Origin of the sequence: Amycolatopsis sp. NPDC051903, from assembly GCF_044452505.1 — a bacterium.
Taxonomy (GTDB): Bacteria; Actinomycetota; Actinomycetes; order Mycobacteriales; family Pseudonocardiaceae; genus Amycolatopsis.
This window is the reverse complement of sequence record NZ_JBITBT010000004.1, coordinates 91,793-117,899: the sequence shown is the minus strand read 5'-3', so window position 1 is coordinate 117,899 and position 26,107 is coordinate 91,793. Positions and strand designations below refer to the sequence as shown.

Genomic DNA, 26,107 nt, shown 5'->3' with positions numbered 1-26,107 from the left:
GCCTGCTGATGGGCGGTTTTGATTCTCTCGGGCGTCGCTTGTGGGGCGGTTCGCGAGTGGTGTGCTGGGTCTGGGGCGCGGCCAGAGGTGACTTGGTTGCGCGTCGCTGCGCATTGCGCCACGGCGTCCGAGCGTTTCGGGTACCGGGGCGTTATGGCCCGCGGCGTCGTCGGCTGGCGGCTGCACTCTGCTTTTGTCCAGGTCGGCGGCCTGCTGGCGGGCGGTTTTGATTCTCGCGAGCGCCTCTTGTGGTGCGGTTCGCGAGGGTTGTGCTGGGCCTGAGCCGCGGGCGGAGGTGGCTTGGTGGCGCATTGCCGCGCCACGGCGTCCGAGCGTTTCGGCTACCGCGCCGGCCCGGCCCGCGACGTCTCTGGCTGGCCGCCGCCTCTGCTTTTGTCCTGGTCAGCGGGCCAGTCGCGGGCGGTTGCGGCACTGGCGAGCGTCGCGGGGTGCGGTTCGCGAGCGTTGCCCTGGGTCCGAGTTGCGGCCACAGCCAACCCGGTTGCGTTGCCGGCTCGAGGTGCACCCTGCGCCGCCGAGGCAGCGCGTCGGTTCGGCGGCGTTCGGGGTGAGGTGACGGCGAGCCGGGCCGCCGGGTTGTCCCCGACGCGGTCGCCTATTCTGTTTGCGCTGGTCAGCCGCCATCGGCCATCGGGCGACCGCTGGTCCTTTTTGTCCAAATTAGCCGACAGTGCGTAATTCGCCGCATGTGGCACGTGCCGAAGATTTCTTGCCGTGCCTGCGCGGACCTCGCCGGGGCGGTCTTCGTGCTGGTGAGCGGCTTGTCACCCACCCGTGTGGCCCGCATCGCGCGAGGCGGCGGAGTGTCGTGACCCTTGACGTCGCGTGGTTGTCGCCACATGATGAGGCCACGAATCACATAGTGGATCCTGTGTTCGCTCGATCTGTGCGGCCATGGACAGTCAAAGGAGACGACGGATGGCGAACCCCCTCGACACGGCGGAGCCGGGGACGGCCGCGGTAGCCGCGCGGCTCGACCGGTTGCCGGTCACCCGCACCCACCGGCGCGCGACGGTCGCTGTGGGACTCGGGTTGTTCTTCGAGTTCTACGAGGTCTTCCTCACCGGCACGATCAGCTCGGTGCTGGTGAGCGAGTTCAAACTCAGCAAGGCCGCGCTCCCGCCGCTGCTGGCCTCGACGTTCCTCGGCATGTTCTTCGGCGCCCTGCTGCTCGGCCGGCTCGCCGACCGCTTCGGCCGCCGGGGCGCGTTCCTGCTGAACCTGGGCCTGTACTCGTTCTTCTCGTTGCTCGGCGCGTTCAGCGGCAACGCGATCATGCTGCTGATCACCCGGTTCTTCGCCGGCGTGGGCCTCGGCGCGGAGCCGCCGCTCGCGGACACCTACCTCACCGACCTGCTGCCCGCCCGCAAGCGCGGCAAGCTGATCGCGTGGGCGTACACGCTCGCGTTCTGCGGTGTCCCGGTCGTCGGGTTCCTCGCGAAGGGCCTCACCGAGCAGCCGATCCTGGGGATCGCGGGCTGGCGCTGGCTGTTCGTCATCGGCGCGCTCGGCGCCGGCGTCGTGTTCCTGCTGCGTCGCGGCCTGCCGGAATCGCCGCGCTGGCTGCACTCCGTGGGCCGCACGCAGGAGGCGAACACGGTCATCAGCGCGCTCGAGGCCGAGGCCGGCGAGGCGCCCGCCGTGCCGCTGAAGCAGGAGCACGCGCCGACCGCCAAGCCCGTGCGCAAGGCCGCACCGGTCAAGGACCTGTTCGGCCCGTCCTACCGCCGCCGCACGGTCATGATGACGATCTTCCACGTCCTGCAGACCATCGGGTACTACGGCTTCGGCACCATGGTCCCGCTCGTGCTCGCCGCGAAGGGCTACCCGGTTTCGCAGTCGCTGCTGTTCACGGCCCTCACGTTCCTGGGTTACCCGGTCGGCTCGGCGCTGTCGCTGCCGCTCGTGGAACGCGTGGAGCGCAAGTTCCTCGTGATCGGCTCGGTCTTGCTGATGGCGGTCTTCGGCCTCGCGTTCGGGCTGTCGAACTCCATCGCGCTGGCCATCGCGTTCGGCTTCATCTACACGGCGATCAGCAACGTGTTCTCCAACGCCTACCACATCTACCAGGCGGAGATCTTCCCGACGGGCCTGCGCTCCACGGCCTCCAGTGGCACGTACTCGATCTCGCGACTGGCCAGCGGGCTGATGCCGTTCGTGCTCGTGCCGCTGCTCGCCGCCTCGGGCGCGGCCGTGCTGTTCGTGGTGATCGCCGCGGCGCTCGTGCTCGTGGCGCTCAACATCGCGATCCTCGGCCCGCGCACCACGGGTCGCTCGGTCGAGAGCGTGGCCGGGGAGCACTGACCCGGCTGCCATGATGGCCGGGTGGAACAACTGGTCGAGGAGTACGGCCCGCGGTGGGAACCCGGACCGTACGAGCGGGGAACCGACGGACCGCGCGTGATCCTGGTCGGCACGGACACTTCGCCGACGGGGTTGCGCGCGGCCGCGTATGCGGCGGGTCTGGCCCGCCGCCAGCGCGCGCGGCTCGTGGTCGTGTACGTCGCGGCGCCGTCGCTGTGGGCCGGGCTCGCGGCGGCGGCCGTCGTCGACGTGCAGCAGCAGACCTTCGACGAAGAGATCGAGCAGCTGCGCTCCCAGCTGCGCGACCGCGCCGACGAGCTCGGCGTGCCGGTGACGTTCCTGGTCCGGCGCGGCGAGACGTACCCGGAGCTGCGCCAGACCGCCGAGGAGGTCAGCGCCGACCTGGTCGTGGTGGGCGCGTCCGAGCAGGGTGGGCACCGGCTCGTCGGCTCGGTGGGCAACCGCCTGGTGCGGGCTGCGGTCTGGCCTGTGGTCGTGGTGCCCTGACCTGGTTGTTTCCGGTCGTTCGTTGACACTCGCCGGAAAGTTGGTAAAAATTCTGAACCGGTAAGTTTCCTGAACCGGTCGGAGGACAACGGTGGGCACTCGCGACGACCTGCTCGACAAGGCGGCACCACTGGCGGCGGTGGCCGCCGACCACGCCGTGGAGACGGAACGGCGCCGGGCGCTGGCGCCCGAGGTCGTCGAGGCCGCCAAGGCGTCGGGCCTGTTCCGCGCCGGCCTGCCCGCGAGCCTCGGTGGCGCCGAGCCCACGGCGGCGGCCGTGCTGCGCGCGGCCGAGCGGGTGGCGGAGGCCGACGCGTCGGCGGGCTGGTGCGTCTCGATCGCGGCCACGAGCAGCCTGCTCGGCGCGTACTTGCCGGAGAAGGGTGGCCAGGAAGTCTTCGGCGACCCCGCTTCGGTGGCCGCCGGCGTGTGGGCGCCGCGCGGCAAGGCCACCGCGGTCGACGGCGGAGTGCGGGTGTCGGGCCGGTGGTCGTTCTGCAGCGGGGTGACGCACGCGGACTGGATCTTCCTCGGCTGCGTGCTCGATGCGAAGCTCGTCGTCGCGGCGATTCCCACCGCGGAGCTGGAAATCCACGACACCTGGCACACCTCGGGCCTGCGCGGCACCGGCAGCCACGACACGAGCGCTGCCGACGTGTTCGTGCCCGACCACCGGCTGCTGTCCGTTGTGGACGGTCCGTCGGCGGGTGCCGGGCAGCTGCACCGCTTCCCGCTCTTCGGGTTCTTCGCCGCGTCGATCTCCGCCGCCGCGCTGGGCAACGCGCGGGGCGCGCTCACCGAGCTCGCGGAGCTGGCCGGGGCCAAGCACCCCAGCGGGTCCCGCCGGTCGCTGGCCGAGCGCACCGCCACGCAGAGCGGGGTCGCCGAGGCCGAGGCTTCGCTGCGCGCGGCACGCGAGTTCTACTACCGCGCGATCGAAGACGCGTGGGACGCCGCCGCGTCGTCCGCCGCGGTGTCGGAAGACGCCCGCCTCGCGCTGCGGCTCGCGTGCACCCACGCCGTGCGCGTGTCGGCCGACGTCGCGCGCACCATGTACGACCTCGGCGGCGGCTCGGCCATCTACGAGACTTCCCCGCTGCAGCGCCGATTCCGCGACGCGCACACCGCCACCGCGCACTTCCAGGTCAACCCCGCCACCTACGAGCTCACCGGCCGCCTCCTGCTCGGCCTGCCGACCGAGACGGCGCAGCTGTGAGCGCGCTGGGTGTGGTCCGCCGTTCTGGCTGGATCGGCCGGCGGGTGAGGCGGTCGACCTCGCGGTGGAGGCGGAGTTCGCCGGGCGCGGTGGGTTGCGGGCTGGTGCGGTGGTGAGTAGGTGGGGTGTTGTGGCGCCGTTGTGGCTCGATCGGTCGGCGTGTGCAGTTGCCGGCCTGGCGGCGGAGGGCGACTGCGGTGGGGTGGGTCTGCTGGCTGAGGCGGTGCAGCTGTGAGTGCGCTGGGTGTGGTCACGCCGTTCTGGCTGGATCGGCCGGCGGGTGAGGCGGTCGACCTCGCGGTGGAGGCGGAGCGAACCGGGTTCGGTGAGCTGTGGATCGGCGAGATGGCGACGTTCGACGCCTTCTCGCTCGCCACGGCCGTCGGGTTGCGGACGGAGCGGATCGGGGTGCGGCTGGGGCCGTTGCCGATCGGGGTGCGTACGCCCGTCGCGCTCGGGCTGGGGGTGGCGTCGGTCGCGACGCTGGCGCGGCCGCCCGTGGGGCTCGCGCTGGGGGCCTCGAGCCCGGCGATCGTGAGCGGCTGGCACGACCGGCCGTGGGACCACGCGGCCGCGCGCATGCGCGAGACGGTGGCGGCCGTGCGGACCGTCCTAGATGGACAGCGGTTGTCGGTTCAGGGGAAACACGTGCGCAGCAAGGGTTTCCGGCTTCGAGAGGCGGTTCCGCTGCCGATCACGGTCGCCGCGTTCGGGCCGGCGATGACGCGCGTGGCCGCGGAGGTGGCCGACGAGGTCGTGCTGAACCTCGTGCCGCCGGCGCACGTTTCCCAGGTGCGCAAGGAGATCGACGGCCACGCCGCCGCCGCGGGCCGCACCCCGCCGCGCCTCGCCGTGTGGGTCCCGGTCGCGCTCGACCCCGGCGCGGCGACGCTGCGGCAGCTCGCGGCGCAGGTCACGGTGTACCTGAGCCCGCCCGGTTACGGCGAGATGTTCGCCGAGCTCGGGTACGGCGACCTCGTTTTCGCGGCCCGTTCGGGTACTCCGCGCGCGTCGCTGGCGGTGCCGCCTTCGCTGGTGGGCGACGTCGGCGCGATCGGCTCGGCGGCGCAGATCCGCGCCCGCATCGCGGAGTACTTCGCGGCGGGCGCCGACCACGTCGGCCTCATCCCGGCTACGGCGGAGGATCCCGCCGGCCGCACCCTGTTGCGTGAGCTGGCGCCGTGATGGACGAGCTGCGCCACCGCTTCACGGCGGAGTCCGTCGCACGGGCGCTGGACGTGCTGGGGGAGCGCTGGACCCTGCTGATCCTGCGCGAGTCGTTCTTCGGCGTCCGGCGGTACGCGCAGTTCGCGCGCAACCTCGGCATCCCGCGCCCGACGTTGTCCGCGCGGCTCAAGCAACTGGTGGAGCTCGGCGTGCTCGACCGCGTGGTCTACGCGACCGAACCGGACCGCCACGAGTACCGCCTCACCGCCGCCGGCAAGGACATCTTCCCCGCGCTGGTGATCCTGATGCGGTGGGGCGACGACCACCTGGCCACGCCGTCGGGGCCGCCGTTGGTGCTGCGCCACCAGCCGTGCGGCGAGCCCGTCGCGCCGCAGCTGGTGTGCGGCCACTGCTCCGAGGAGATCACGACGGCGAACGTGACGCCGGAACCGGGCCCGGGTTACCGCGAAGGGTGACCCGGCCCCGGTTCGAGCGACGGCCGCACCGCGTCAGAGGCTGCGGGCGACGATGTCGCCCCGCGAGGTGGTGGCGCGGATGTCGAGTTGGGTGGCGCCGTTGTTCTTCAGGGAGTTGCTGATGCGGCCGGACGTGGTGCCCGCGTCCAGCGCGGCCGACACACCGGCCGCGGCGGCGACCGAGATGTTGCCGGACTGCGTGTGCAGCACGACCGTGCCGCGCACGGCCTCGGCGATCCGGATGTCGCCCCTCGCGGTGCTGATCTCGGCGGGGCCGCCCAGCCGGCCGATCTCGACGTCGCCGTCGACCGCGGTCAGGTTCACGCGCCCGGCCTCGTCGATGGTGATCTCGCGATAGGCACCCTCGAAGGCGACGTCGCCGAGCCGCCCGACGCCACGGAGCTCGGCGCCGGCGGCCTTGCCCTCGACGCGGGAGCCGGCGGGCAGCTCGACCGTGACCTCAAGCGACCCCGACGCGCCGAAGACCTGGTTCTTGGGCTCCGCGGTGTGCACCCGCAGGACGCCATCGGCGTAGTCGACCGTGGTCTTCTCCGCCGCCTTCACGTCGCGCCCCTTAGCCGCGTCCGCGGGCCGGACTTCGACGGTGACGTCGGCCCGCTCCGCGGCGACGAGCCGGACGCGCCCGGCGGGGATGTCCAGGACGGCGGTGATCGGACCGGTGGTGGCAAACTTCTGCATGACGCTCTCCTGTGGTTTCGTTCGGCGCTCCCGTTGCTGGGGCGCCGGTGCTGGCTGCCGGTGTGATCGAGGAGCTGATCACGGAAACCACTCTCGCCCGCCGCGCTGACACGCCACGGGCACCACACTGACGCGGCTCTGACACGGCGTCAGCGCGGAGAACATCGAGGGGGTGCGCTGTCGTCGGCCGGGTGCTCGGGGAAGGTGTCCTTGCCGGCCGCGGTGAGGAGGCATCATGGCGGTCCGCTCGGTGGCTTGGACCACGCGGTCTAGCCTCGTCCCACCAGTTGCTTGAGTCCCGCACTGGTGATTCTGATGCGGTGTAACGACGACCACCGGGCCGGCACGGTCAAGCCACGCCCGCTCGTGCCGGTGGCCGCGTCGGCCTTGACGTACTTCGCGCGCCACCGCGATACCTACGCCGGCACCCACGTGGTGATCGTCCGGCCTGCAAGTGTCCACAGTGCACGGTGAAGGTCAGATCTCCGTGGTCGAGCCTGAAACCCGTTGGGAGAGACAACCATGCCGCACGTGATCGCCGAGCCCTGCGGCGACGTCACCGACGGCTCCTGGCTGGAGGAGTGCCCGGTCGACCGCAGCCACGAGAGTGAGCGCAAGCTCTACCGCAACCCGCTTGGCTGAGGCTCAGCCGGGGTCGCCGCCCTCGATGAACCGGTCCCAGTGCCGCTGGGCTTCGTCGCGCCACTCGGCGTGGCGGTCGTGGAACAGTTCGCCGGCCTGGGTGCCGCTCCAGCGTTCGGGCAGCAGTTCGTGCGGCAGGCCCGGGTCGAGGAACGGGAAGCGGCGCCACTCGTGCACCAGCCGCGTCTGCGCGAGCAGCACGGCCTCGCCCGAGCGCGGCGCGAGGCCGGTGAACTCGTCGATGAACCGCTCGTAGTGGTGTTCGAGTTCGCGCAGGTCCCAGGCGCGGGCGACCATCTGCTGCTCGTCGCCGATCTCGGCGTAGCTCGCGACGAACGACATCGCCTGCCCGCCGTCGGTCAGCTCCGCGACGAGCCGCGCGGCCTCGGCTTCCGCGGCCGTGTTCGGGCTGATCCACACGCCCGGTGCCGGCGAGCCGAAGCCCGCCCAGCTCAGGCGGGTGCGCATGCGGTGGCGCAGGTCGCGCTGCGATTCCGGTACCGACACGAGCAGCACCAGCCACCGGCGGTCCCAGCCGCCCGCCTGCCGGCCGAAGCTGTAGATGCGCTCGGCGCCTTCGGTGAGCAGGCGGCGGCCCGGGGGAGTCAGCGACCAGCGCACACGGCGGCCGGCGCGTTCGGACTTCAGCCAGCCCTCGCCCGAAGCTCGTGCCAGTGCCTGGCGGGCCGATTTCTCCTCGACTTTGAACAGGCCGAGGGCGTCGACCAGGGCCGATGTCCACACCGGCTCCTGGCGCGGCAGCACGTACTCGCCGAGCACCGTCATCAGCAGCGACCGCGCGCTGGTGTGCGCCAGCTCGCGCCGCCGGGTCACGCTGGGCCGGATGGCCGCCACCTGCGCATCACCGCCTCTCACGGACTCTGGGACAAGCGTCCAGTCAGATTACCCGGTCGACGGTCACGCAGCGCGCACCCGCCGGAGAACGCTGACTCTCCTTCGGCCAGGTCAGCGCGAAGGCGACCCCGGCGGGTCGTCACGATGAGCCACCGCGGTCAGAGCGCCCCGATGGCCAGGTCCGCGAGCCGGTCGGGCTCGGTGATGATGTCGACCTCGGTGATGCGGCCGTGTTCGATCGTGAACGCCATCGCGACCTGCAGCCGGCCGCGCGGCGCCGCGATGATGCCCGGACGGCCGCCGACCAGCGCCGGGCGCGAGTACGCGGCGCGCCGGGCGAAGCGGCTGGCGCCGGTGGCGATGTTGCGGGCGCCGCGCACGAGCGTCGGGATCTCGCCGTCGGCGCGCAGCACCGCGTCGGGGTCGAGCAGGGCGACGAGCGCGGCGAAGTCCCCGCCGCGCGAAGCCGCGAGGAACGCGTCGACGACTTCGCGCTTGCGCGCCAGGTCGGTCTCCGAACCGGCGGGGTTTCCGCGGACGCGGCGGCGGGCGCGGCTCGCCAGCTGTCGAGCGGCCGCGGGATTGCGGTCGACGATCGGGGCGACCTCGTCGAACGAGAGGCCGAAGATGTCGTGCAGCACGAACGACAGCCGCTCGGCGGGGGAGAGCGTGTCGAGGACGACGAGCAGCGCCAGGCCGACCGAGTCCGCCATCACGGCTTCGGTTTCGGGGTCGACCGTGGTGGCACCCTCCGGGAGGTCTTCGCCGGTCGGTTCCTCCCGGCGGGACTGGCGCGAGCGCAGGAAGTCGAGGCAGACGCGGCTGATGACGGTGGTGAGCCAGCCGCCGAGGTTGGCCACCCCCGTGGTGTCGGAGCGGCTGAGGCGCAACCACGTCTCCTGCACGGCGTCGTCGGCCTCGGCGAGCGAGCCGAGCATCCGGTAGGCGACGGCCCTGAGGTGGGTGCGGTGGGCTTCGAACTGCTCGGCGAGGTCGTTCACGGTGGTGTCCTCCGGGGTGCGGTGCGTCGATTGTCTGACGGTCCGGGGGCGCGGGATGTGACCGCGGCTAGTGTTGCGGGTCCGGATCGGGGTGCGGGGAGGGTGCGTGGTCGCGCGCGGTGAACGGGTCGTCTCGCGGTTGCGGGCGGCCGGGTGCGTGTTCGCCGAAGAGGAAGCGGCGGTGCTGATCGAGGCCGCCGGGTCCGAGGCCGACCTCGAGGCGATGGTGGCGCGGCGCGTGGCGGGCGAGCCGCTCGAGTACGTCGTGGGCTGGGCGGAGTTCGCGGGCCGGCGGTTCGTGGTGGAGCCCGGGGTGTTCGTCCCGCGGCACCGCACGGAGCTGCTCGTGACCCTGGCCGCCGGGTTCGCGCGGGCCGGCGACGTCGTGCTGGACCTGTGCTGCGGATCGGGCGCGCTGGGGGCGACGGTCGCGGCCGAGGTGGCCGGTGTGGAACTGCACGCGGCCGACGTCGATCCCGTGGCGGTGCGGTGCGCGCGGCGGAACGTGCCGGGTGAGGTGTACGAGGGCGACCTGTTCGAACCGGTGCCGGAACGGTTGCGCGGGCGGGTGGCCGTGCTGATCTCGAACGTGCCGTACGTCCCCACCGGCGAGGTGGCGTTGCTGCCGCCGGAGGCGCGCGAGTACGAGCCGCGCGAGGCGCTGGACGGCGGGGCCGACGGGCTCGACGTGCTGCGCCGCGTCGTCGCGCAGGCGCCGGAGTGGCTCGCGCCCGGCGGCCGCGTGCTCTTCGAGACCAGCGAAGGACAGGCGGAGCCGGCCGTGGCCGCGGTGGCGCGCGCCGGTCTCGAGGCGCGGGTGGCGGAGTCCGAGGACCTGGGCGCGACGGTGGTCGTCGGGCGGAAGCCGTTGCTGCACAAGGAGTAATCGTGGTTCGGGCGAGCACGGGCCGGGTAGTCGACCGGGACCGCGAGAGGGGAGCGCCCCGATGAAGGTCTACGCCGACCGGCCGGTCCGCCGCACCGCGCAGGTGCTCAGCGACGCGTTCGCGGCCGGCCTGCTCGCCTTCGCGGGGTGGCTCGCGGCGCACGTGCACACCGAGGTCGAGCGGCTGCGCGCGCCGGGCGACGGGCTCGTCGACGCGGGTTCCGGGCTGCGCTCGACGTTCGATTCGGCCGCGGACAAGGCCTCCGGCGTCCCGCTGATCGGACACCCGCTCGCCGACGCGCTGCACTCCGGCTCGGCCGCCGGCGGTGACCTCGTCGACGCGGGGCACTGGCAGATCACGGCCGTCGAAGATCTGGCGTGGTGGCTCGCGGTGCTCGTCATCGCGGTGCCGGTGGTGTTCCTGCTGGTGTCGTGGCTGCCGCTGCGCTGGCGGTTCACGCGCGGCGCGACGGCGGCGGACCGGTTGCGCCGCCAGGGGACCGAAGGCCTGGACCTCCTGGCGCTGCGCGCGCTGGTCACCCGGCCGTTGCCGCGCCGGGCCTCGGCCGCCGCGGTCACGGCGGGCTGGCGCGATCGCGATCCGGAGGTGCTCGCGGAGCTGGCCGAGCGCGAGCTCGCCCACCACGGGCTTCGCGCGCCGGCGCGCGAACCGGTCAGCGGGAGGACATCCGCGTGAGTCGATCACGACACGGATTCGTCCCCTTCTCGTACTGCACCGGGCAGGCCGAGCCGATTAGGGTCGGGGCATGAAGGTCGGCCTGCTCACCCGGGAGTACCCGCCGGACGTCTACGGCGGAGCGGGGGTGCACGTCGAGTTCCTCGCCCGCGAACTGCGGTCGCTGGTCGACCTGGACGTGCACTGCTGGGGACCCGATCGCGACGACGGCGCCCACGGGCACCGCGACGCGCACGGGTACGCCCAGACCGCGTTCGCCACCATGGACATCGCCGTGTCCATGGCGAACGCGCTCGAAGGCCACGACCTCGCCCACAGCCACACGTGGTACGCGAACCTCGGCGGGCACCTCGCGAAGCTGGCGCACGGCATCCCGCACGTCATCACCGCGCACTCGCTCGAACCCCTGCGCCCGTGGAAAGCCGAGCAACTGGGCGGCGGCTACCGCGTCTCGTCGTGGATCGAGAAGGACGCCTACGACGCGGCCGACGCGATCATCGCCGTGAGCGCGGGCATGCGCGAGGACGTGCTCACCGCGTACCCGGCCGTCGACCCCGCGCGCGTGCACGTGGTGCACAACGGCATCGACACCACGCTCTACCGCCCGGACCCGGGCCGCGACGTGCTGGCCAAGCACGGCATCGATCCGGACCGGCCGTACGCGCTGTTCGTCGGGCGCATCACGCGGCAGAAAGGCGTGCCGCACCTCGTGCGCGCCGGTGCTTCGCTCGCGGACGACGTGCAATTGGTGCTGTGCGCCGGCGGCGCCGACACCCCCGAGCTCGACGCGGAGTTCCGCGGTCTCGTGGCGGAACTGCAGGAGAAGCGCACGGGCGTGCACTGGATCCCGGAGATGCTGCCGCGCACCGAGGTCGTGCAGCTGCTGACGCACGCGACGGTGTTCGTGTGCCCGTCGGTGTACGAGCCGCTCGGCATCGTGAACCTCGAGGCGATGGCGTGCGGCACGGCGGTGGTCGCGAGCGACGTCGGCGGCATCCCCGAGGTGGTCGACGACGGGGCGACGGGGCTGCTCGTGCACTACGACGAGCACGATCCGGCGGCGTTCGAAGCGGGGCTCGCGCGGCGGATCGACGAACTGGTCGGCGATCGCGAACGGGCCGCCGCGATGGGGCTGGCCGGGCGCGAGCGGGCCGTGGGAGAGTTCGGCTGGTCGGCGATCGCCGCGAGGACGGTCGCGATCTACGAGGCGTGCGGGAGGGTTTCGTGATCGACGGATCCGACGTGCTGGGGATCGTGCTGGCTGGTGGCGAGGGCAAGCGCCTGATGCCGCTCACGACCGACCGGGCGAAACCCGCGGTGCCCTTCGGCGGGGTGCACCGCCTCGTCGACTTCGTGCTCTCGAACCTCGTGCACGGCGGCATCCGGCGCATCTGCGTGCTCACGCAGTACAAGTCGCACTCGCTCGACCGCCACATCTCCACGACGTGGCGGCTCTCGTCGCTCACCGGCGAGTACGTGACGCCGGTGCCCGCGCAGCAGCGCCTCGGCCCGCGCTGGTTCCAGGGCAGCGCCGACGCGATCCACCAGAGCCTCAACCTCGTGTACGACGAGTCGCCCGCGTACATCGCGGTGTTCGGCGCGGACAACATCTACCGCATGGACCCGCGCCAGATGATCGACGCGCACATCGCGTCGGGCGCGGGTGTCACCGTCGCCGGGATCCGCGTGCCACGGGCCGACGCCAGTGCGTTCGGCGTGATCCAGACCGGCGACGGTACGAGGATCGACGCGTTCCTGGAGAAGCCGGCGGACCCGCCGGGGCTGCCCGATTCGCCCGACGAGGCGTACGTGTCGATGGGCAACTACGTGTTCACCACGCAGACGATGCTCGACGCGCTGCACGCCGACTCGAAGAACGTCGGGTCCAAACACGACATGGGCCGCGACATCATCCCCGCGCTCGTCGAGACGGGCGAGGCCGCCGTGTACGACTTCAGCGGCAACCTCGTCCCCGGCGAGAGCGAGCGCGACCACGGCTACTGGCGCGACGTCGGGACCATCGACAGCTACTACGAAGCGCACACCGACCTGATCTCGACGTACCCGATCTTCAACCTCTACAACCGCAAGTGGCCGATCCTCGCGCACCCCGGCCAGCGCGCCGCGGCGAAGTTCGTGGAGGGCGGCAGCGCCACGCAGTCGATCATCAGCAACGGCTGCATCATCTCGGGCGCCCAGGTCGTCGATTCGGTGCTCTCGCCCGACGTCGTGGTCGAGAACGGTGCGGTCGTGCAGGGTTCCGTGCTGCTCGACGGCGTTCGCGTGGGCCGCGGGGCCGTGGTGCGCCGGGCGATCCTCGACAAGAACGTCGTGGTGCCCCCGGGTGCCCACATCGGGGTCGACCTCACCCGCGACCGGGAGCACTACCACGTGAGCCCGGGCGGGATCGTGGTGCTGGGCAAGGGGGAGTGCGCCATCTGACCGCCGTCGCGGGCGGCTCGGGCGGGCGGTTCTTGGCGAACTGGTGGTGCGGCGAGGAAACCTCTTACCCGACGTCGCGAGTGCCGGGGCGAGTGTGTCCGGCGTCACGTCGGCGGGGCGGCGCAGCGGTCCGCGGCGGGTGTGTGGGCCGGAAACGGCAGCTCACCGGCCGTGGTGGGTGGCGGTGCGGGGCGCCTCGGCGGCCGGCCGCCCGCCGGCCGGGCGGTGCGCGGGCAGACCGGCTGCCCGAAAACTCACCTTTCGTTACCAGGCCTCATCCGGTGGGGTAACAACTGTCCGGTGTGGAGCGATTCAGGCGCAGACGCTCCCCGTTCCCCGAAAGGTCCCCGACGATGCGCAGAGCCACGATCACCAGAATCACCGCGTTGCTGTCCCTCGTGGGGCTCGGCCTCGGGGTGTCCGCGGTGTCCACGGCGTCCACCTCGGACGCCGGCCAGGAGAGCACGTGGTGCACGGCCAAGAACAACATCGCGATCGTCGGCACTTCGGCCGACACCGGCTACGGCACCACCGGCTACGGGTCCACCACGGACACCTACTTCCCCACCACGTACGGCTGGACCACCAAGCTGGCCAACGACGTGCACGCCCAGTGGGGGACGAACGTGGAGAACTACTCGCACAACGGTGCCCTCGCGGCCGACTACCTGCCGGGCGGGCGCTGGGCGGGCACGACCGGCGCGATCGCCGACATGACCGCCAAACAGCCCGACCTGGTGCTCGTCGACCTCGGTGGCAACGACCTGTGGGCCCAGAACGACCCGGCGAAGTTCCAGACCGACCTGAACAACGTCATCGACGGCATCCGCGCCGCCCGGCCCGGCGTCGACATCCTGATGTCCATTTACGCACAGCTCAAGTGGACGCCGAACCCGTACGGCGGCACCACGCAGAAGTACACGTGGGACCAGTACGCGTCCGTGATCTACCAAACCGCGGTCGCGAAGGGAACGGCGTTGGTGGATCTCCGCCAGTACATCCCGCCGGCCGGGGCGGCGAACCTGCCGAACCCGAGCCCGTGGACGTCGGACAACATCCACCTCAACGACGCCGGCAACCTCGCCGAGTACGGCATGTGGTGGGGCTGGACCGCGAGCCTGGGCAGCATCTGCCAGTGACGCCGGGGGTCACGCGACGGTCAGGCGACCGTCGCGTGGGCCAGCACCGACAGCCCGGCCGGGCGCAGGGCGTCGGTGCGTGGCCAGACGTCGTGGTCGTGCTGGCGGACGTGCCGGACGGGGCCGAAACCGTTGTCCCGCAGCAGGTCCGTCAGTGATTCGGGGGAGAAGCAGCTGAGCCAGGGTTCGCCGCGTTGCGCGGCGACCGGGGCGACGAGGCCGGCGTAGGACGCGCCGGCCTCGTCGCGCAGCTGCGGGAGCAGGAAGTAGTCGGCGACGAGCTGCGAGCCGGGCGCGAAACCGCCGAGGACCGCCAGTGTCCGGGCGATAGCGGGGCGCGTGAGGTACATCGTGACGCCGAGCCAGCCCACGAGTGCCGGGCGGGAAACGTCGAAGCCCTGCCCGATGAGGGCCGCGACCAGGTCGCCGGACTCGAGGTCCAGCGGGACGTAGGCGACCGACGCCGGTGCCGGGATCCCGTTGCGGGCCAGCTGTGCGCGTTTCCACGCCTGCGTTTCCGGACGGTCCACTTCGAACACCCGGACGTCCGCGCCGCGGGCGCGGTAGGCGTAGGTGTCGAGGCCGGCGCCGAGCAGCACGTACTGGGTGAGGCCGCCGAGTTGCGCCTCGGTGTACCGGCTGCGCACGAGGACCTGGGTCCGGGCGCCGGCCAGCACTGGCTGGTCGCCGTGCTCGCGGTGGTAGGCGAGGAGTTCGCCGGCCCGCCCCCCGAGCAGGGGAGCGGCGAGGTCGTCGGTGAAGATCTTCGGGTCGGCGTCGACGACGAGGTGCGCGGCGCGCGCGGCAGCCGCGGTGAGGGCGGTGAAACTGGGTTCGGTCACGGGCCGGAACGGTACCCCGGAATTGTGGAAGTATAGCACAAAAAGGATTTTTTCGGAAGCCCGCCGCGGTTGCGATCCGGTTCCGGTGGCGGAAGCCTTGCGCGGGCCGCGGTGCTCGCTGGTCACGGCGTTTGCGCAGGTCAACGCTGGTGGCGTAACCCCGGCGTAATGCGTGAGGGGGTAGCGTCGCGCCCGTGGAAGCACCGGATCGCCGCCCGCGCGCCGAACGCGCGCGCCAGATCGCCGACGTCCTGCGCCAGCGCATCACGGCCGGCACCTTCGACGGCGGGCCGCTGCCGGACGAACGCACCCTCGGCACCCAACTCGGCGCGACGCGCAACGCCGTGCGCGAAGCACTCGCGCTGCTGCGCGCCGAAGGTTTGGTCGAGCGGCGCCAGGGCGTCGGAACCCTCGTGGTGCAACCGAAGTACGGCCACGGCCTCGACCGCCTCGCCGGGCTCGCGGAAGCCCTCGACGGCCACGGCGAAATCGTCAACGAAGTCCGCGCGGCCCGCGTCCTCACCCCGCCACCCGCGATCGCCGAGCGCCTCGCGCTGGCCCCGGGCGAACCCGTGGTGCACCTGGAACGCCTGCGCCGCCTCGACGGCCGCCCGCTGTCGCTCGACACCACCTACCTCACGGCCGACATCGGGGTCCCGCTGCTCGGCCACGACCTCGCCGGCCGCGACCTGTTCGCGCTGATCGAGGAAACCAGCGGCCGCCGGCTCGGCCGCGCGGACGTGGTCGTCCACGCCGTCTCCGCCGGTCCGGACACCGCCGCGCTGCTGGACATCCCACCCGGCACGGCCGTCTTCGCCCTCGACCGCCTCACCCGCTTCGCCGACGGCCGCCCCGTGGACGCCGAATCCCTCCACGTGCGCGCCGACCGCCTCACCCTCCGCGCGACGCTGCACCGCGGGCCGGCGTGATGGCGGGTTCGCTTGTGAGGGTTGGTGTGGAGCGCTTGTCGGCGGGCGGTGTTCGCCTCGGGCTGCCTCGTGGTTGCGGTGCCGGCGGCCTGTCCGGTGCCGAGTTGCCGCGCGTGTGCGCCGACCGCTGCACCATCCGCGCGATTCTTTGCCGCGGGCCGGCGTGGTGGCGAGGTTGCTTGTGCGGCGTGGTGTGGAACGTTCGCCGGCGGGCCGTGTTCGCCTCGGGCTGCCGCGTGGGTTGCGGTGCCGGCGGCCTGTCCGGTGTCGACTTGCCGCGCGTGTGCGCCGACCGCTGCACCATCCGCGCGATTCTTTGCCGCGGGCCGGCGTGGTGGCGACGTTGCTTGTGCGGCGTGGTGTGGAGCTCCGGCCGGCCGTGTTCAGTTCGGGCCGCCTCGCCGGTTGTGGTGCCGGCTGCCTGTCCGGACCCGAGTCGTCGCGCGTGTGCGCCGACCGCCGCACCCTCCGCGCGACGCTGCACCGCGAGCCGGCGTGATGGCGGGTTTGCGTGTGCGGGTTGGTGTGGAGCGCTTGTCGGCGGGCGGTGTTCGCCCCGGGCTGCCTCGTGGGTTGCGGCGCCGGCTGCCTGTCCGGACCCGAGTCGTCGCGCGTGTGCGCCGACCGCCGCACCCTCCCCGCGACGCCGCACCGAGGGCCGGCGTGATGGCGGGTGCGCTTGTGCGGGTTGGTGTGGAGCGTTCGCCTGCCGGTGTGCTGACGGGTGCGGCAGTGCGGCCCGGTTCGCGGGGTGCAGGGCGTCGGCCGGTGGTGGGGCTCGGTGCCGTGCGGGTGGGAGGTTCCTGTGAGCACTGACGTGTTGCTCGCCCTGTTCGGGCTGGTCGGGGGGATCGGCATCACGGCGATCGGGCCGGGTGGGGTGTTGCCGACGATCGCGTTGTTCCTGCTGACGCCGCTGGGGCCGGCGCAGGTGGCGGGGACGGCGATCGTCACGCACGTGGCGACGGGGGTGGCCGGGAGTGCCGCTTATGTCCACTCCGGACAGTTGCGGGAGGCGCACACGCGGCGGGTCGCGCTGTTGCTCGCGGGTGCGGCGGCCGTCGGCACGCCGGCGGGTGTGGTGCTGAACTCGCTGGTGTCCGCGCGGTGGTTCGGCGTGGTGCTCGGGGTGTTCGCGGCGGTCGTGGCGGCACTGGTGGTGTGGCGGAAACCGGTCGTGCGGGACGAACCGCCGGTGGGGACGATCCTGGCACTGGGCTTCGGGGTGGCGGTGGCGGCGGGGCTCGTCGGTGTCGGCGGGCCGATGCTGGCGGTGCCGCTGTTGGTGGTCGTCGGGGCGGAGATGCTGGAAGCGCTGGCGGCGGCGCAGGTCCAGTCGGTGGTCATCGCCGGCGTCGGGTCGCTGGGGTACCTGGTGCACGGCACGATCGACTGGCACCTCGCCGCCGTGATCGGGGTGCCGGAGCTCGCCGGGGTCGTGCTGGGCTGGAAGATCGCGCGGGCCCTGCCGACGAAAAAGCTGCGGATCGTGCTCGTGGTGGCGCTGCTGGCCGTCGCGCCGTACTTGGTCCTGCGTGGCTGAAGCCGCCTGCTCACGGCTCCAGCCCCGCAGGGGCTCAGCGCACCCGGTCGAACGGCAGCTGCACCACCGGGCCCGGCCACACGGACCGGCCCTGGCCGATCGCGTCCAGTTCGGGTTCCGACAGCGCCCGGCGGTAGAGCCGGACGTCGTCGAGGGAGCCCTTGAAGTGGTTCGCACCGTCGAGGCGCTCACCCAGCTGCAGCTGGAACGCGACGGTCTGGCTGACCGACCCGGGTGAGTCCGGCCCGGACGCGGCGAGCACGCCGTCGACCCAGATCTTCAGCTGACCACCGGTGCGTTCGAGTGCGAGGCGGTGCCACTGCTGGTCGTCGTAGGCCTGCGTGGTGGTCACGGACTTGCTGCCCGCCGCCGTGGTCATCATGGCGATCAGCCGGTGCGACGCCGGTTCCCCGCGCAGCCACACCTGCGGCGCGGAGTTCATCCCGCCCAGCCACAGCAGCGCTTGCGGATCCTTCGATTCGCCGTAGCTGAACCAGGTCGTGAACGTGAAGTCACCGGAGCCCGGCAGCTGCGCCGGCGAGTACGGCACGCGCACGAAGTCGTCCACGCCGTCGAGCGTCAGCGCCCCGCCCGACACCCCCGGCGTCACGGCCGCGCCGCCGAGCACGTAGGCGCCACCGCCCGGCCGCGCGACGTCCGGGGTCACCGGGCCCGCGGATCGCCGCCACCCCAGGTAGTTCTCGTCGAAGCGGGCGAACCGGATCTCGTCGCGCGCGTCGACCGCGCCGCCCTCGTACATCAGGCCGATGTCCGCGTCGCGCTGCTGCGGTCCGCTCAGCTGCACGAGGTCGGAGTAGCCGGACCAGTCGTTCGTGATCCGCGTGCCCTGCTCCGCGTCCTCCCAGGTGCGGCCGTTGTCGTAGGACGAGCGGATCATCATCCAGCGGCGGCGGTCGGTGTCGGACGGCGACGCGAACAGGATCCGGTCACCGCCCGGCCGCTGCAGCCGCAGCAGCGATCCCTGCACCATCGGCGTGACGAGGTCCGGGATGGTGGTGAAGCGCTTGCTGAACGTCTGACCACCGTCGCGGCTCAACGCGTAGTCGCGGTTGCCGACGTCCGTACCGCCCTGTTCCCGGCCGCCGGCGTAGATCGTGCCGTCCGGCAGTTCGAGGACGCTGACCTCCGAAGGCTTTTGCGCATACGTGCCGCCGACCGGGTGCGGGTAGCTGTCCACGGCGCCGACGTGCCAGCTGCGGCCGTGGTCGTCGCTGTAGATCAGTGCCGCGTAGTTTTCGACGGAATTGGTGCCGTCACTGCGTTCCGCGTTGACCCCGAACACCAGCCGGCCCGCGTGGCGGCCCTGCGTGAGCTGGATGCCGTGCACGGGACCCGAGGCGTACCACGAATCCCAGTCGGGCAGCTTCGCCTGCGCGCTGATGTCGACCGGTGCCGACCACGTCTTGCCGTCGTCGTCGCTGTACTGCGCGTGCGGGGTGCGCGGGCACGGCACGTCGCACGCCTTGTCGTCGTCTCGGCCCTTGTTGTACGTGGTGATCAGCACGATGCGCCCGGTCAGACTGTCCACAATGGGCACCGGATTACCGTGCGTGTCACCGCCGCCCGGGTTCACGACCTGCAGCGGGGACCACGTGTTCCCGCCGTCGGTGGAGCGCTTGAGCACGAGGTCGATGTCGCCGGTGTCGCCGCAGTTGTCGCGCCGGCCTTCGGCGAAGGCCAGCAGGGTGCCGTGCGTGCTGCGGACGATGGCGGGGATGCGGAAGCAGGCGTAGCCCGTTTCCTGGTGGGGGTTGAAGAGCACCTGCTGGTCGAACCGGCCGGCCGGAGCCGGTGCCGCCGAGGCACCGGCCGGGACCAGCACGCCGGACACCAGCACCACGAACGCCAGTGCCCAGCGGATGATCGGTCTCATTCCCGTTCTTCCCTTTCGCCTAAGTGGAACTCCCCGCCTACGACGGCCACCCCGCGCGGCGCCAGCTGCACGGCGTCACTCGGCCGGCCGGGATCGGTGAGCAGGTCTGCGGCGGGCGAGGGCAGCGGCACGGTGACCGCTTCCTCGCCGTGGTTGAGCAGGAACAGGTACGACTCGCCGGCGCCGTGGCGGACCACGGCCTGCACGCCGGCGGGCAGGCCGGGCAGCACGGGCGAGACCCCGGCTTCCGCGGTGATCCGGTCGACGAGGGTGCGCATCGCCGCCGCGTCGGGCCGGGTGGCGAGGTACCAGGCGACGCCGTCGCCGAAGGAGTTGCGCGTGACGGCCGGGAGCCCCGCGAGCTCACCGGCGCCGAACGTCGCGACGACCGACGCACCCTCGGGCTCCACCCACTCCGACCAGATCGTGCCGGTCGCGGCGGCACCGGCGAGGTCGAGGCCGATCGAGCCACCTTCGGGCAGTGGCCGGAACTCGTCGATCTTCACGCCCAGCACGTCGCGCAACGGCGCCGGGTACCCGCCGAGGTACGCGCGGTCGTTCTCGTCGACGATGCCGGAGAAGAACGACACGACGAGGTGGCCGCCACCGGCCACGTAGGACCGCAGGTTCTCCGCGACCCCGGCGTCCATCAGGTACAGGTTCGGGACGACGACGAGCTTGTAGGCCGACAGCTCCCGCGTCGGGCGCACGACGTCACACGTCACGTTCGCGTCGAACAACGGCGCGTAATGGGCGAGGTGCGCGTCGAGCTGACGCAGGTCGTCGGAGGGGTGTGAATCCAGCTCCAGGGCCCACCAGCTGTGCCAGTCGTGCAGGATCGCCACGTCGGCCTTCACTCGGCTGCCCGCGAGCCGCGGCACGGCGGCCAGCTCCCGGCCGAGGTCGGCGACCTCGCGGAACGTGCGCGAATCGCGCCCGCCGTGCGGCACCATCGCGGAGTGGAACTTCTCGGCGCCGCCCGCGGTCTGGCGCCACTGGAAGAACAGCACGGCGTCGGCGCCGCGCGCCACGGCCTGCCAGCTGCCGAGCCGCATGGCGCCCGGCGGCTTGGGGCCGTTGCGCGTGCGCCAGTTGACGGCGCTCGGGGCCTGCTCGAGCAGCAGCCACGGCTGACCGTCCTTCGTGGACCGCACGAGGTCGTACGCGAAGGCGGCTTCGACGTGACCGCGGGGGTCGTGGGGATCCGGGTAGGAGTCGAGGCTCACCACGTCTTCGTGCGGGGTCCAGGAATGCCAGTCGAGCGCTTTCTGGACCAGGCCGACGAAGTTGGTGGTCACGGGGACGTCCGGGGTGAGCCGCGCCAGGACTTCGCGTTCGGTGAGGTAGCAGCCGAGCGACGCGTCGGAGGAGAACCGGTGGTAGTCCAGCTGCTGGGCCGGGTTCGGGAACGTCGGCGCCACGCGCGGTGGCTCGATCTCGGCCCAGTCGTCGTAGCGCTGCGACCAGAACGTGGTGCTCCACGCGGCGTTGAGCGCCTCGACGCTCTGGTACCGCTCGCGCAGCCAGTCGCGGAACGCCACCGCGGACGCGTCGCAGTAACACGCGCGGATGTGGCAGCCGAACTCGTTGCCGAGGTGCCACATCTTCAGCGCCGGGTGCCCGGCGTAGCGCGTGGCGACCTGTTCGACGAGCCGCGCGGCGTGCTCGCGGTAGACCGGACTCGACGGGCAGAACTGCTGGCGCGCCCCGGCCGACAGGCGTGTGCCGTCGGCGCGCACGGGCAGGATTTCGGGGTGGCGGTGGGAGAGCCACGGTGGTGGTGAGGCCGTCATCGTGGCCAGGCACGCGTCGACCCCGCCCGCCGCGAGCTTGTCCATGACGGTGTCGAACCAGCCGAAGTCGTACTCGCCGGGCCGCGGTTCCACCTGCGCCCACGAGAAGATCCCCACCGTGACCATCGAGACCGAGGCCTCGGCCATGAGCTTGAGGTCTTCGTCCCAGACCTCGGGCGACCAGTGTTCGGGGTTGTAGTCGCCGCCGAAGTGGACCCGAGCCATCTAGAGCAGCCCCGCTTCCGCCAGCTTTTCCTTGATCCGCAGCAGTTCGTCGCCGTTGAGCGGCAGTTGCGGCGGCGCCATCACGGCGTTGTCGATGAATCCGCGCATCTTCATCGACGCCTTGAACGCGCCGAGCGCGGCCGAACCGCGGCCCATCCGGCTCGGCGGCGCGACGTCGGTGATCGTGAACAGCGACAGCAGCCGCTCCTGTTCGCGGCGCGCGGCGTGCGGGTTGCCGGAGCGGACGTGGTCGTAGATGAGCACGTAACCGACCGGATCGACGTTGCCCAGCCCGGGCACGGCGCCATCGGCGCCCAGTGCGAGCGCCGAATCCACGAGCAGCTCCGAGCCCGTGAACACGGCGAACGTGTCGAGCCCGCGTTCGCGCCGCTCCTTGAGCACGTAGCGGAAACCGGCTTCGTCGCCGCTGGAGTCCTTGAGCCCGGCGATCACGCCGTCGGCGGCGAGGTTCAGCACGAGCTCGCGGTCGAGCTTCGTGTGCACCGCCACCGGGATGTCGTAGGCGAAGATCGGCAACGCCGTCTTCTCGTGCAGCAGCCGGAAGTGGCGGTCGATCTCGGCCACGTGCGTGCGCGTGTAGTACGGCGCGGTCACCACGATGGCGTCGGCGCCCGCCGCTTCGGCGGCCTTCACGTGCTCGGCCACGCGCAGGGTCGTCATGTCGATGCAGCCGGCCAGCACGGGCACGCGGCCGGCGACCTGGTCCACGGCCGTCTCGATCGTCACGCGGCGCTGCGCGTCGGGCAGGAAGGCGACTTCGCTGGAGGAACCGAGCACGAAGATGCCGTGCACGCCGGCGTCGAGCTGGAACTCGACGTGGCGGCGCAGCGATTCGGTGTCCACGGTGAAGTCGTCGTTGAACGGGGTGCACAGCGGCGGGATGATGCCGGCGAACTTCGGCGCGGTCATGAGGCGTTCACTCCGGTGGTGATCTCTGGGTGGATGCAGCGGTAGCTGTGCCCGGCGGACTCGGTGAGCGGCGGCAGCGCCGACGCGCACTCGGCCGTGGCCTTCGGGCACCGGGTGTGGAACGCGCAGCCGCTGGGCGGCGCGGTCGCCGACGGCACGGGTCCACTGAGGACGATCGGTTCGACGGGGTGCAGCAGGCTCGGCGTCGCCGAGAACAGCGCCCGCGTGTACGGGTGCCGGGCATCACCAGGCAGATCCTCCGCGGCGGCTTCTTCGACGATCCGCCCGAGGTACATCGTCACGATGCGGACGCTCATGCGCCGCACGGTCTGGATGTCGTGCGACACGAAAACCATGGCGAGCCCGAGTTCCTCGCGCAGGTCGATGAGCAGGTTGAGGATCTGCGCCCGCACCGACACGTCGAGCGCGGACGTCGGCTCGTCGGCCACGAGCAGCGCGGGCCGCAGGGCCAGCGCCCGAGCGATGGCGACGCGCTGGCGTTGCCCGCCCGAAAGCTGCGCGGGCAGCGCGTCGGCGACACTGCCGGGCAGGCCGACGAGACCCATGAGTTCCTTCACCCGCTCGGCGCGTTCGGCGGGGGTGCCGGCGTGGTGCACGTCGAGCGGGTCGCGCAGGATCTTCGCCACCGGCAGGCGGCGGTTGAGCGCCGTGGCCGGGTCCTGGAAGACCATCCCGACCTGCCGGCCCAGCTCGGCCGGACGCAGCCCCGCGAGCGGTTTGCCGTCGTAGCGCACGGCGCCCCGCGTCGGCTGCTGCAGCCCGACGAGGACCTTGGCGAGCGTGGACTTGCCGCAGCCGGACTCGCCGACCACGCCCACCGTCTCACCGGCGGCGATCTTCAGGTTCGCGTCGGTGAGCGCGTAGACGTGGTCGCGGCCGAACAGGCTCGCCGCGCGGACGCGGTGCACCACGTGCACACCGTCGACTTCGACGAGGGTCATACCTGCGCTCCTTCCACGACAGCCGGGGTCGTGCGTTCGGCGGGGTAGTGGCACGCGACCAGGTGCCCCGCTCCGGCCGGCTCTGGTTCGGGCGCCACCTCGAAGCAGTGCCCGCGCGCGGCGGGACAGCGGTCGGCGAACCGGCAGCCCGGCGGGAAGTCGGCCGGCGCCGGCACGACCCCCTTGATCTGGGTGAGCGTGGCTTCGTGCTCCTCCAGCGACAGCACGGCCGACAGCAGGCCGCGCGTGTAGTGGTGCCGCGGCGAGCCGACGACCTCGGCCGTCGTGCCCGTCTCGGCCACCTGCCCGCCGTACATCACGACCACGCGGTCGGCGACGTCGGAGACCAGCGCGAGGTCGTGCGACACCAGGATCAGCGCGAAGCCGAGTTCCTCCTGCAGCCGCAGCAGCAGCTTGATGACCTGGGCCTGCACGGTCACGTCGAGCGCCGTGGTGGGCTCGTCGGCCACGATCAGCTTGGGGCTGCGGGAAAGAGCCATCGCGATGAGCACGCGCTGGCGCTGCCCGCCGGACAGCTCGTGCGGGTAGGAGCGCAGCGTCCGGCCCGCATCGAGGTTCACCAGTTCCAGCAGCTCCTCCGGCGTGCGCGTGCCGCCGCGGCGGGTGAACTGCTTGAGCTGCGCGCGGATCGTCATCGCCGGGTTCAGGGAGCTGAGCGCGTCCTGGTAGACCATCGAGAGGTCGTGGCCGAGGTGGCGCCGGCGCGTGCCCGCCTTCATGGTGAGCAGGTCCGCACCCTCGAACAGGATCTCGCCCGACAGCCGCGCGGCGCCCGGCTGCAGGCCCATGACCGACAGCGCGGTGAGCGACTTGCCGCAGCCCGATTCGCCGATCAGGCCCAGCACTTCGCCCGAACGCACGGTGAACGACACGCCGTCGACCACGTTCACGCCGTTGTGCCGGTCGGGGAAGCTGACCGCGAGGTCCTTCACCTCCAGCACCGGCCGCCGGTCCGACAGATCGCGCGCCTTGGCGGCCAAGCGTTCGCCGGCTTCGAGCAGGCCCTCGATCGGCAGGGCGGCCGCGGTGTTCTCCGACGCCTTCTCCGCCTCGATCTTCTTGGCGACCTCACCCGCCTTCGCGTTGCGGGCCGAAGGCGCGGCCCACGAGTCGGAGATGCCTTCGGACAGGATGTTGAGCGCCAGCACCGTGATCAGGATCAGCAAGCCGGGGAACAGCGTCGCCCACCAGCCGCCGGTGAGCACGAGGTCCTTGCCGTCCGAGAGCACCGAGCCCCACGACGGGTTCGGCGGCTGGATACCCGCGCCGATGAACGACAGCGACGCCTCGAACACGATCGCGTCGGCCACCGTCACCGTGCAGTACACGAGGATCGGCGCCGCGCAGTTGACCGCGACGTGCCGGGCCAGGATGAACAGCCGCTTCGCGCCGATCACCCGCTCGGCGTCCACGTAGTCCTCGCCGTACTGGGCCAGCACGTTCGCGCGCACCACGCGGGCGACCGGGGCCATGTTGAGGAACCCGATCGCGAGGATCAGCACGAGGATGCCGCGGCCGAACACCGCCACCAGCACCGCGGCGAGCGCGATACCGGGGAACGCCATGATCACGTCCATCACGCGCATGACCACCGCGTCGGTGCGGCGTCCGGACGTGGCGGCGAACGAGCCGATCACCAGGCCGGCGAGCAACGCCAGCACGGTGGCGCCGAGGCCGATCGCGAGCGACCAGCGCGTGCCGGCCACGAGGCGCGAAAAGATGTCGCGGCCCGACTGGTCGGTGCCGAACCAGTGCTCGGCGCTCGGACCGCCGGCGTCGGTGCTGAGCGCGTCGGGGTTGTGCGTGGCCAGCAGCGTGCCGAAGATCGCGACGAGCGCGAGCACCACGAGCAGGCCGAGGGCGAGCCACGACGTCGGGGGGAGTTTGCGGAACCGCACGCCCGGCCGCGAGAGCCGGGCGGTGAGGTTCGGGTGCAGGACGGGGCGCATCAGGAGTGGCTCCGCAGTCGGGGGTTGGCGATGAGGTAGAGCACGTCGACGATGAGGTTCACGAGCACGAAGCCCACGGCGATCGTGATCACGAACCCCTGGACCTTCGCCGTGTCGCCGTCCTGCACGGCCTGGATCATGTTCTGGCCCATGCCGGGCAGCGCGAACATCGTCTCGATGACCACGGCGCCGCCGAGCAGGTAGCCGACGCGCAGGCCGAGCACGGTGAGCGGGTTGACCAGCGCGTTGCGCAGCACGTTGCGGCCCACCACGACCACGGGCGGCAGGCCGCCGCCGCGGGCGGTGCGCACGTAGTCCTTGTCCAGCTCCTCCACCATCGACGTGCGGATCACGCGCGTCAGCTGCGCGGCCACCGGCAGGGACAGCGAGATCGCCGGCAGCGTCATTGAGTTGAGCCAGCCCGAGAACGAGTCGGCCGGGCTCACGTAACCACTGGTGGGGAACAGGCCCTTGCCCACGGCGAGCCACTGCACCAGCAGCAGCGCGATCCAGAACGCCGGCGCCGCGACGCCCGCCAGCGTGACCACCCGGATCGCGTGGTCGGGCCAGCGGCCGCGGAACAGCGCCGACGTCACGCCGAGCACGATCGACAGCACGAGCGCGAGCACCAGCCCGAGCAGCGTGAGCTGCACGGTGAGCGGGAGCGCGGTCGCGATGGTCTGGCCGACCGGTTCCTTGGTGATCACGCTCGTGCCGAAGTCACCTTGCAGCAGGTGCCACACGAAGTGCACGTACTGCAGGGGCAGCGGGTCGAGCAGTCCGTTGGCCTCGCGGAACTGCTGCAGCTGCGCCTCGGTGGCGTTCGCCCCGTTGAACGCGGCCAGTGCCGGGTCGACGGGGGAGAACTGCATGACGATGAACACGAACAGGATCACGCCGAGCAGCAGGGGGATCAGGGCGAGGATGCGGGAGGCCAGCATCCGCACGACGACGATCACGGGCGGTG

General features: G+C 72.0%; 23 protein-coding genes. 13 read left to right on the top strand and 10 right to left on the bottom strand.

All coding sequences use genetic code 11. The features are described from left to right. Positions 1 to 939 precede the first annotated feature (939 nt). The 5 genes from ACIA77_RS11610 to ACIA77_RS11590 all read left to right on the top strand — a co-directional run bounded on the left by ACIA77_RS11610 (position 940) and on the right by ACIA77_RS11590 (position 5,691). Positions 940 to 2,325 carry an MFS transporter gene (locus ACIA77_RS11610; protein WP_395885769.1) on the top strand — a complete coding sequence of 462 codons (1,386 nt, stop codon included), beginning with the start codon at positions 940 to 942 and terminating at the stop codon, positions 2,323 to 2,325. A 21-nt stretch (positions 2,326 to 2,346) separates the two neighbouring features. Then, on the top strand, positions 2,347 to 2,832 hold the full coding sequence (locus ACIA77_RS11605; RefSeq protein WP_395885768.1) for a universal stress protein: 486 nt from the start codon (positions 2,347 to 2,349) through the stop codon (positions 2,830 to 2,832). 91 nt (positions 2,833 to 2,923) lie between these two features. Further along, positions 2,924 to 4,048, top strand: a complete 1,125-nt coding sequence (locus ACIA77_RS11600) for an acyl-CoA dehydrogenase family protein (RefSeq protein ID WP_395885767.1) — start codon at positions 2,924 to 2,926, stop codon at positions 4,046 to 4,048. 231 nt (positions 4,049 to 4,279) lie between these two features. Beyond that, positions 4,280 to 5,233 (top strand): LLM class F420-dependent oxidoreductase, encoded by a 954-nt coding sequence (locus ACIA77_RS11595; protein ID WP_395885765.1) that lies wholly within the window; start codon positions 4,280 to 4,282, stop codon positions 5,231 to 5,233. Next, a complete protein-coding gene (locus ACIA77_RS11590) occupies positions 5,233 to 5,691 on the top strand; it encodes a winged helix-turn-helix transcriptional regulator (RefSeq protein ID WP_395885764.1) in 459 nt (152 codons plus the stop codon). The genes ACIA77_RS11595 and ACIA77_RS11590 overlap by 1 nt, the downstream gene beginning before the upstream one ends. A 33-nt stretch (positions 5,692 to 5,724) precedes the next feature. On the opposite strand, the gene ACIA77_RS11585 is transcribed toward ACIA77_RS11590, so the two are convergent. Continuing rightward, positions 5,725 to 6,390, bottom strand: a complete 666-nt coding sequence (locus tag ACIA77_RS11585; RefSeq protein ID WP_395885763.1) for a DUF4097 family beta strand repeat-containing protein — start codon at positions 6,388 to 6,390, stop codon at positions 5,725 to 5,727. Between the two features lie 507 nt (positions 6,391 to 6,897). On the opposite strand from ACIA77_RS11585, the gene ACIA77_RS11580 reads away from it, so the two are divergent. After that, positions 6,898 to 7,032 carry a hypothetical protein gene (locus ACIA77_RS11580; RefSeq protein ID WP_395885762.1) on the top strand — a complete coding sequence of 45 codons (135 nt, stop codon included), beginning with the start codon at positions 6,898 to 6,900 and terminating at the stop codon, positions 7,030 to 7,032. 3 nt (positions 7,033 to 7,035) lie between these two features. On the opposite strand, the gene ACIA77_RS11575 is transcribed toward ACIA77_RS11580, so the two are convergent. Together ACIA77_RS11575 and ACIA77_RS11570 are read right to left on the bottom strand one after the other, a co-directional pair. After that, the gene (locus ACIA77_RS11575) at positions 7,036 to 7,878 is read right to left on the bottom strand and encodes a PaaX family transcriptional regulator C-terminal domain-containing protein (RefSeq protein WP_395886194.1); all 843 of its coding nucleotides are present in this window, start codon (positions 7,876 to 7,878) and stop codon (positions 7,036 to 7,038) included. 167 nt (positions 7,879 to 8,045) lie between these two features. Continuing rightward, positions 8,046 to 8,888 carry a sigma-70 family RNA polymerase sigma factor gene (locus ACIA77_RS11570; RefSeq protein ID WP_395885761.1) on the bottom strand — a complete coding sequence of 281 codons (843 nt, stop codon included), beginning with the start codon at positions 8,886 to 8,888 and terminating at the stop codon, positions 8,046 to 8,048. 106 nt (positions 8,889 to 8,994) lie between these two features. Between ACIA77_RS11570 and ACIA77_RS11565 the strand changes: the two genes are divergently transcribed. From ACIA77_RS11565 to ACIA77_RS11545, 5 genes are all read left to right on the top strand, one after another. Then, the gene (locus tag ACIA77_RS11565) at positions 8,995 to 9,774 is read left to right on the top strand and encodes a putative protein N(5)-glutamine methyltransferase (protein WP_395885760.1); all 780 of its coding nucleotides are present in this window, start codon (positions 8,995 to 8,997) and stop codon (positions 9,772 to 9,774) included. 61 nt (positions 9,775 to 9,835) lie between these two features. Continuing rightward, on the top strand, positions 9,836 to 10,471 hold the full coding sequence (locus ACIA77_RS11560) for a hypothetical protein (RefSeq protein ID WP_395885759.1): 636 nt from the start codon (positions 9,836 to 9,838) through the stop codon (positions 10,469 to 10,471). A gap of 70 nt (positions 10,472 to 10,541) precedes the next feature. Further along, complete coding sequence (gene glgA, locus ACIA77_RS11555; RefSeq protein ID WP_395885758.1) at positions 10,542 to 11,699, top strand: glycogen synthase; 1,158 nt, start codon at positions 10,542 to 10,544, stop codon at positions 11,697 to 11,699. Next, positions 11,696 to 12,913 (top strand): glucose-1-phosphate adenylyltransferase, encoded by a 1,218-nt coding sequence (glgC, locus tag ACIA77_RS11550; protein WP_395885757.1) that lies wholly within the window; start codon positions 11,696 to 11,698, stop codon positions 12,911 to 12,913. Before glgA ends, glgC begins: the two co-directional genes overlap by 4 nt. Positions 12,914 to 13,266: 353 nt before the next feature. After that, positions 13,267 to 14,052 carry an SGNH/GDSL hydrolase family protein gene (locus tag ACIA77_RS11545; protein ID WP_395885756.1) on the top strand — a complete coding sequence of 262 codons (786 nt, stop codon included), beginning with the start codon at positions 13,267 to 13,269 and terminating at the stop codon, positions 14,050 to 14,052. 20 nt (positions 14,053 to 14,072) lie between these two features. Here ACIA77_RS11545 and ACIA77_RS11540 read toward each other — a convergent pair whose 3' ends face one another. Next, positions 14,073 to 14,894 (bottom strand): class I SAM-dependent methyltransferase, encoded by an 822-nt coding sequence (locus ACIA77_RS11540; protein ID WP_395885755.1) that lies wholly within the window; start codon positions 14,892 to 14,894, stop codon positions 14,073 to 14,075. A 194-nt stretch (positions 14,895 to 15,088) separates the two neighbouring features. On the opposite strand from ACIA77_RS11540, the gene ACIA77_RS11535 reads away from it, so the two are divergent. Continuing rightward, a complete protein-coding gene (locus ACIA77_RS11535) occupies positions 15,089 to 15,823 on the top strand; it encodes a GntR family transcriptional regulator (protein ID WP_395885754.1) in 735 nt (244 codons plus the stop codon). Between the two features lie 805 nt (positions 15,824 to 16,628). Next, complete coding sequence (locus ACIA77_RS11530) at positions 16,629 to 17,366, top strand: sulfite exporter TauE/SafE family protein (RefSeq protein WP_395885753.1); 738 nt, start codon at positions 16,629 to 16,631, stop codon at positions 17,364 to 17,366. A 34-nt stretch (positions 17,367 to 17,400) separates the two neighbouring features. Here ACIA77_RS11530 and ACIA77_RS11525 read toward each other — a convergent pair whose 3' ends face one another. The 6 genes from ACIA77_RS11525 to ACIA77_RS11500 are packed head-to-tail and all read right to left on the bottom strand — an operon-like array spanning position 17,401 to position 26,099. Further along, positions 17,401 to 19,260, bottom strand: a complete 1,860-nt coding sequence (locus ACIA77_RS11525) for an exo-alpha-sialidase (protein WP_395885752.1) — start codon at positions 19,258 to 19,260, stop codon at positions 17,401 to 17,403. After that, the gene (locus ACIA77_RS11520) at positions 19,257 to 21,278 is read right to left on the bottom strand and encodes a beta-galactosidase (protein ID WP_395885751.1); all 2,022 of its coding nucleotides are present in this window, start codon (positions 21,276 to 21,278) and stop codon (positions 19,257 to 19,259) included. Before ACIA77_RS11520 ends, ACIA77_RS11525 begins: the two co-directional genes overlap by 4 nt. Continuing rightward, positions 21,279 to 22,208 carry a dihydrodipicolinate synthase family protein gene (locus ACIA77_RS11515; RefSeq protein WP_395885750.1) on the bottom strand — a complete coding sequence of 310 codons (930 nt, stop codon included), beginning with the start codon at positions 22,206 to 22,208 and terminating at the stop codon, positions 21,279 to 21,281. It lies immediately after the preceding gene. Further along, complete coding sequence (locus tag ACIA77_RS11510; RefSeq protein WP_395885749.1) at positions 22,205 to 23,170, bottom strand: oligopeptide/dipeptide ABC transporter ATP-binding protein; 966 nt, start codon at positions 23,168 to 23,170, stop codon at positions 22,205 to 22,207. Before ACIA77_RS11510 ends, ACIA77_RS11515 begins: the two co-directional genes overlap by 4 nt. Continuing rightward, complete coding sequence (locus tag ACIA77_RS11505) at positions 23,167 to 25,140, bottom strand: dipeptide/oligopeptide/nickel ABC transporter permease/ATP-binding protein (protein WP_395885748.1); 1,974 nt, start codon at positions 25,138 to 25,140, stop codon at positions 23,167 to 23,169. Before ACIA77_RS11505 ends, ACIA77_RS11510 begins: the two co-directional genes overlap by 4 nt. After that, positions 25,140 to 26,099, bottom strand: a complete 960-nt coding sequence (locus ACIA77_RS11500; RefSeq protein ID WP_395885747.1) for an ABC transporter permease — start codon at positions 26,097 to 26,099, stop codon at positions 25,140 to 25,142. Before ACIA77_RS11500 ends, ACIA77_RS11505 begins: the two co-directional genes overlap by 1 nt. Between the last annotated feature and the right edge of the window lie 8 nt (positions 26,100 to 26,107).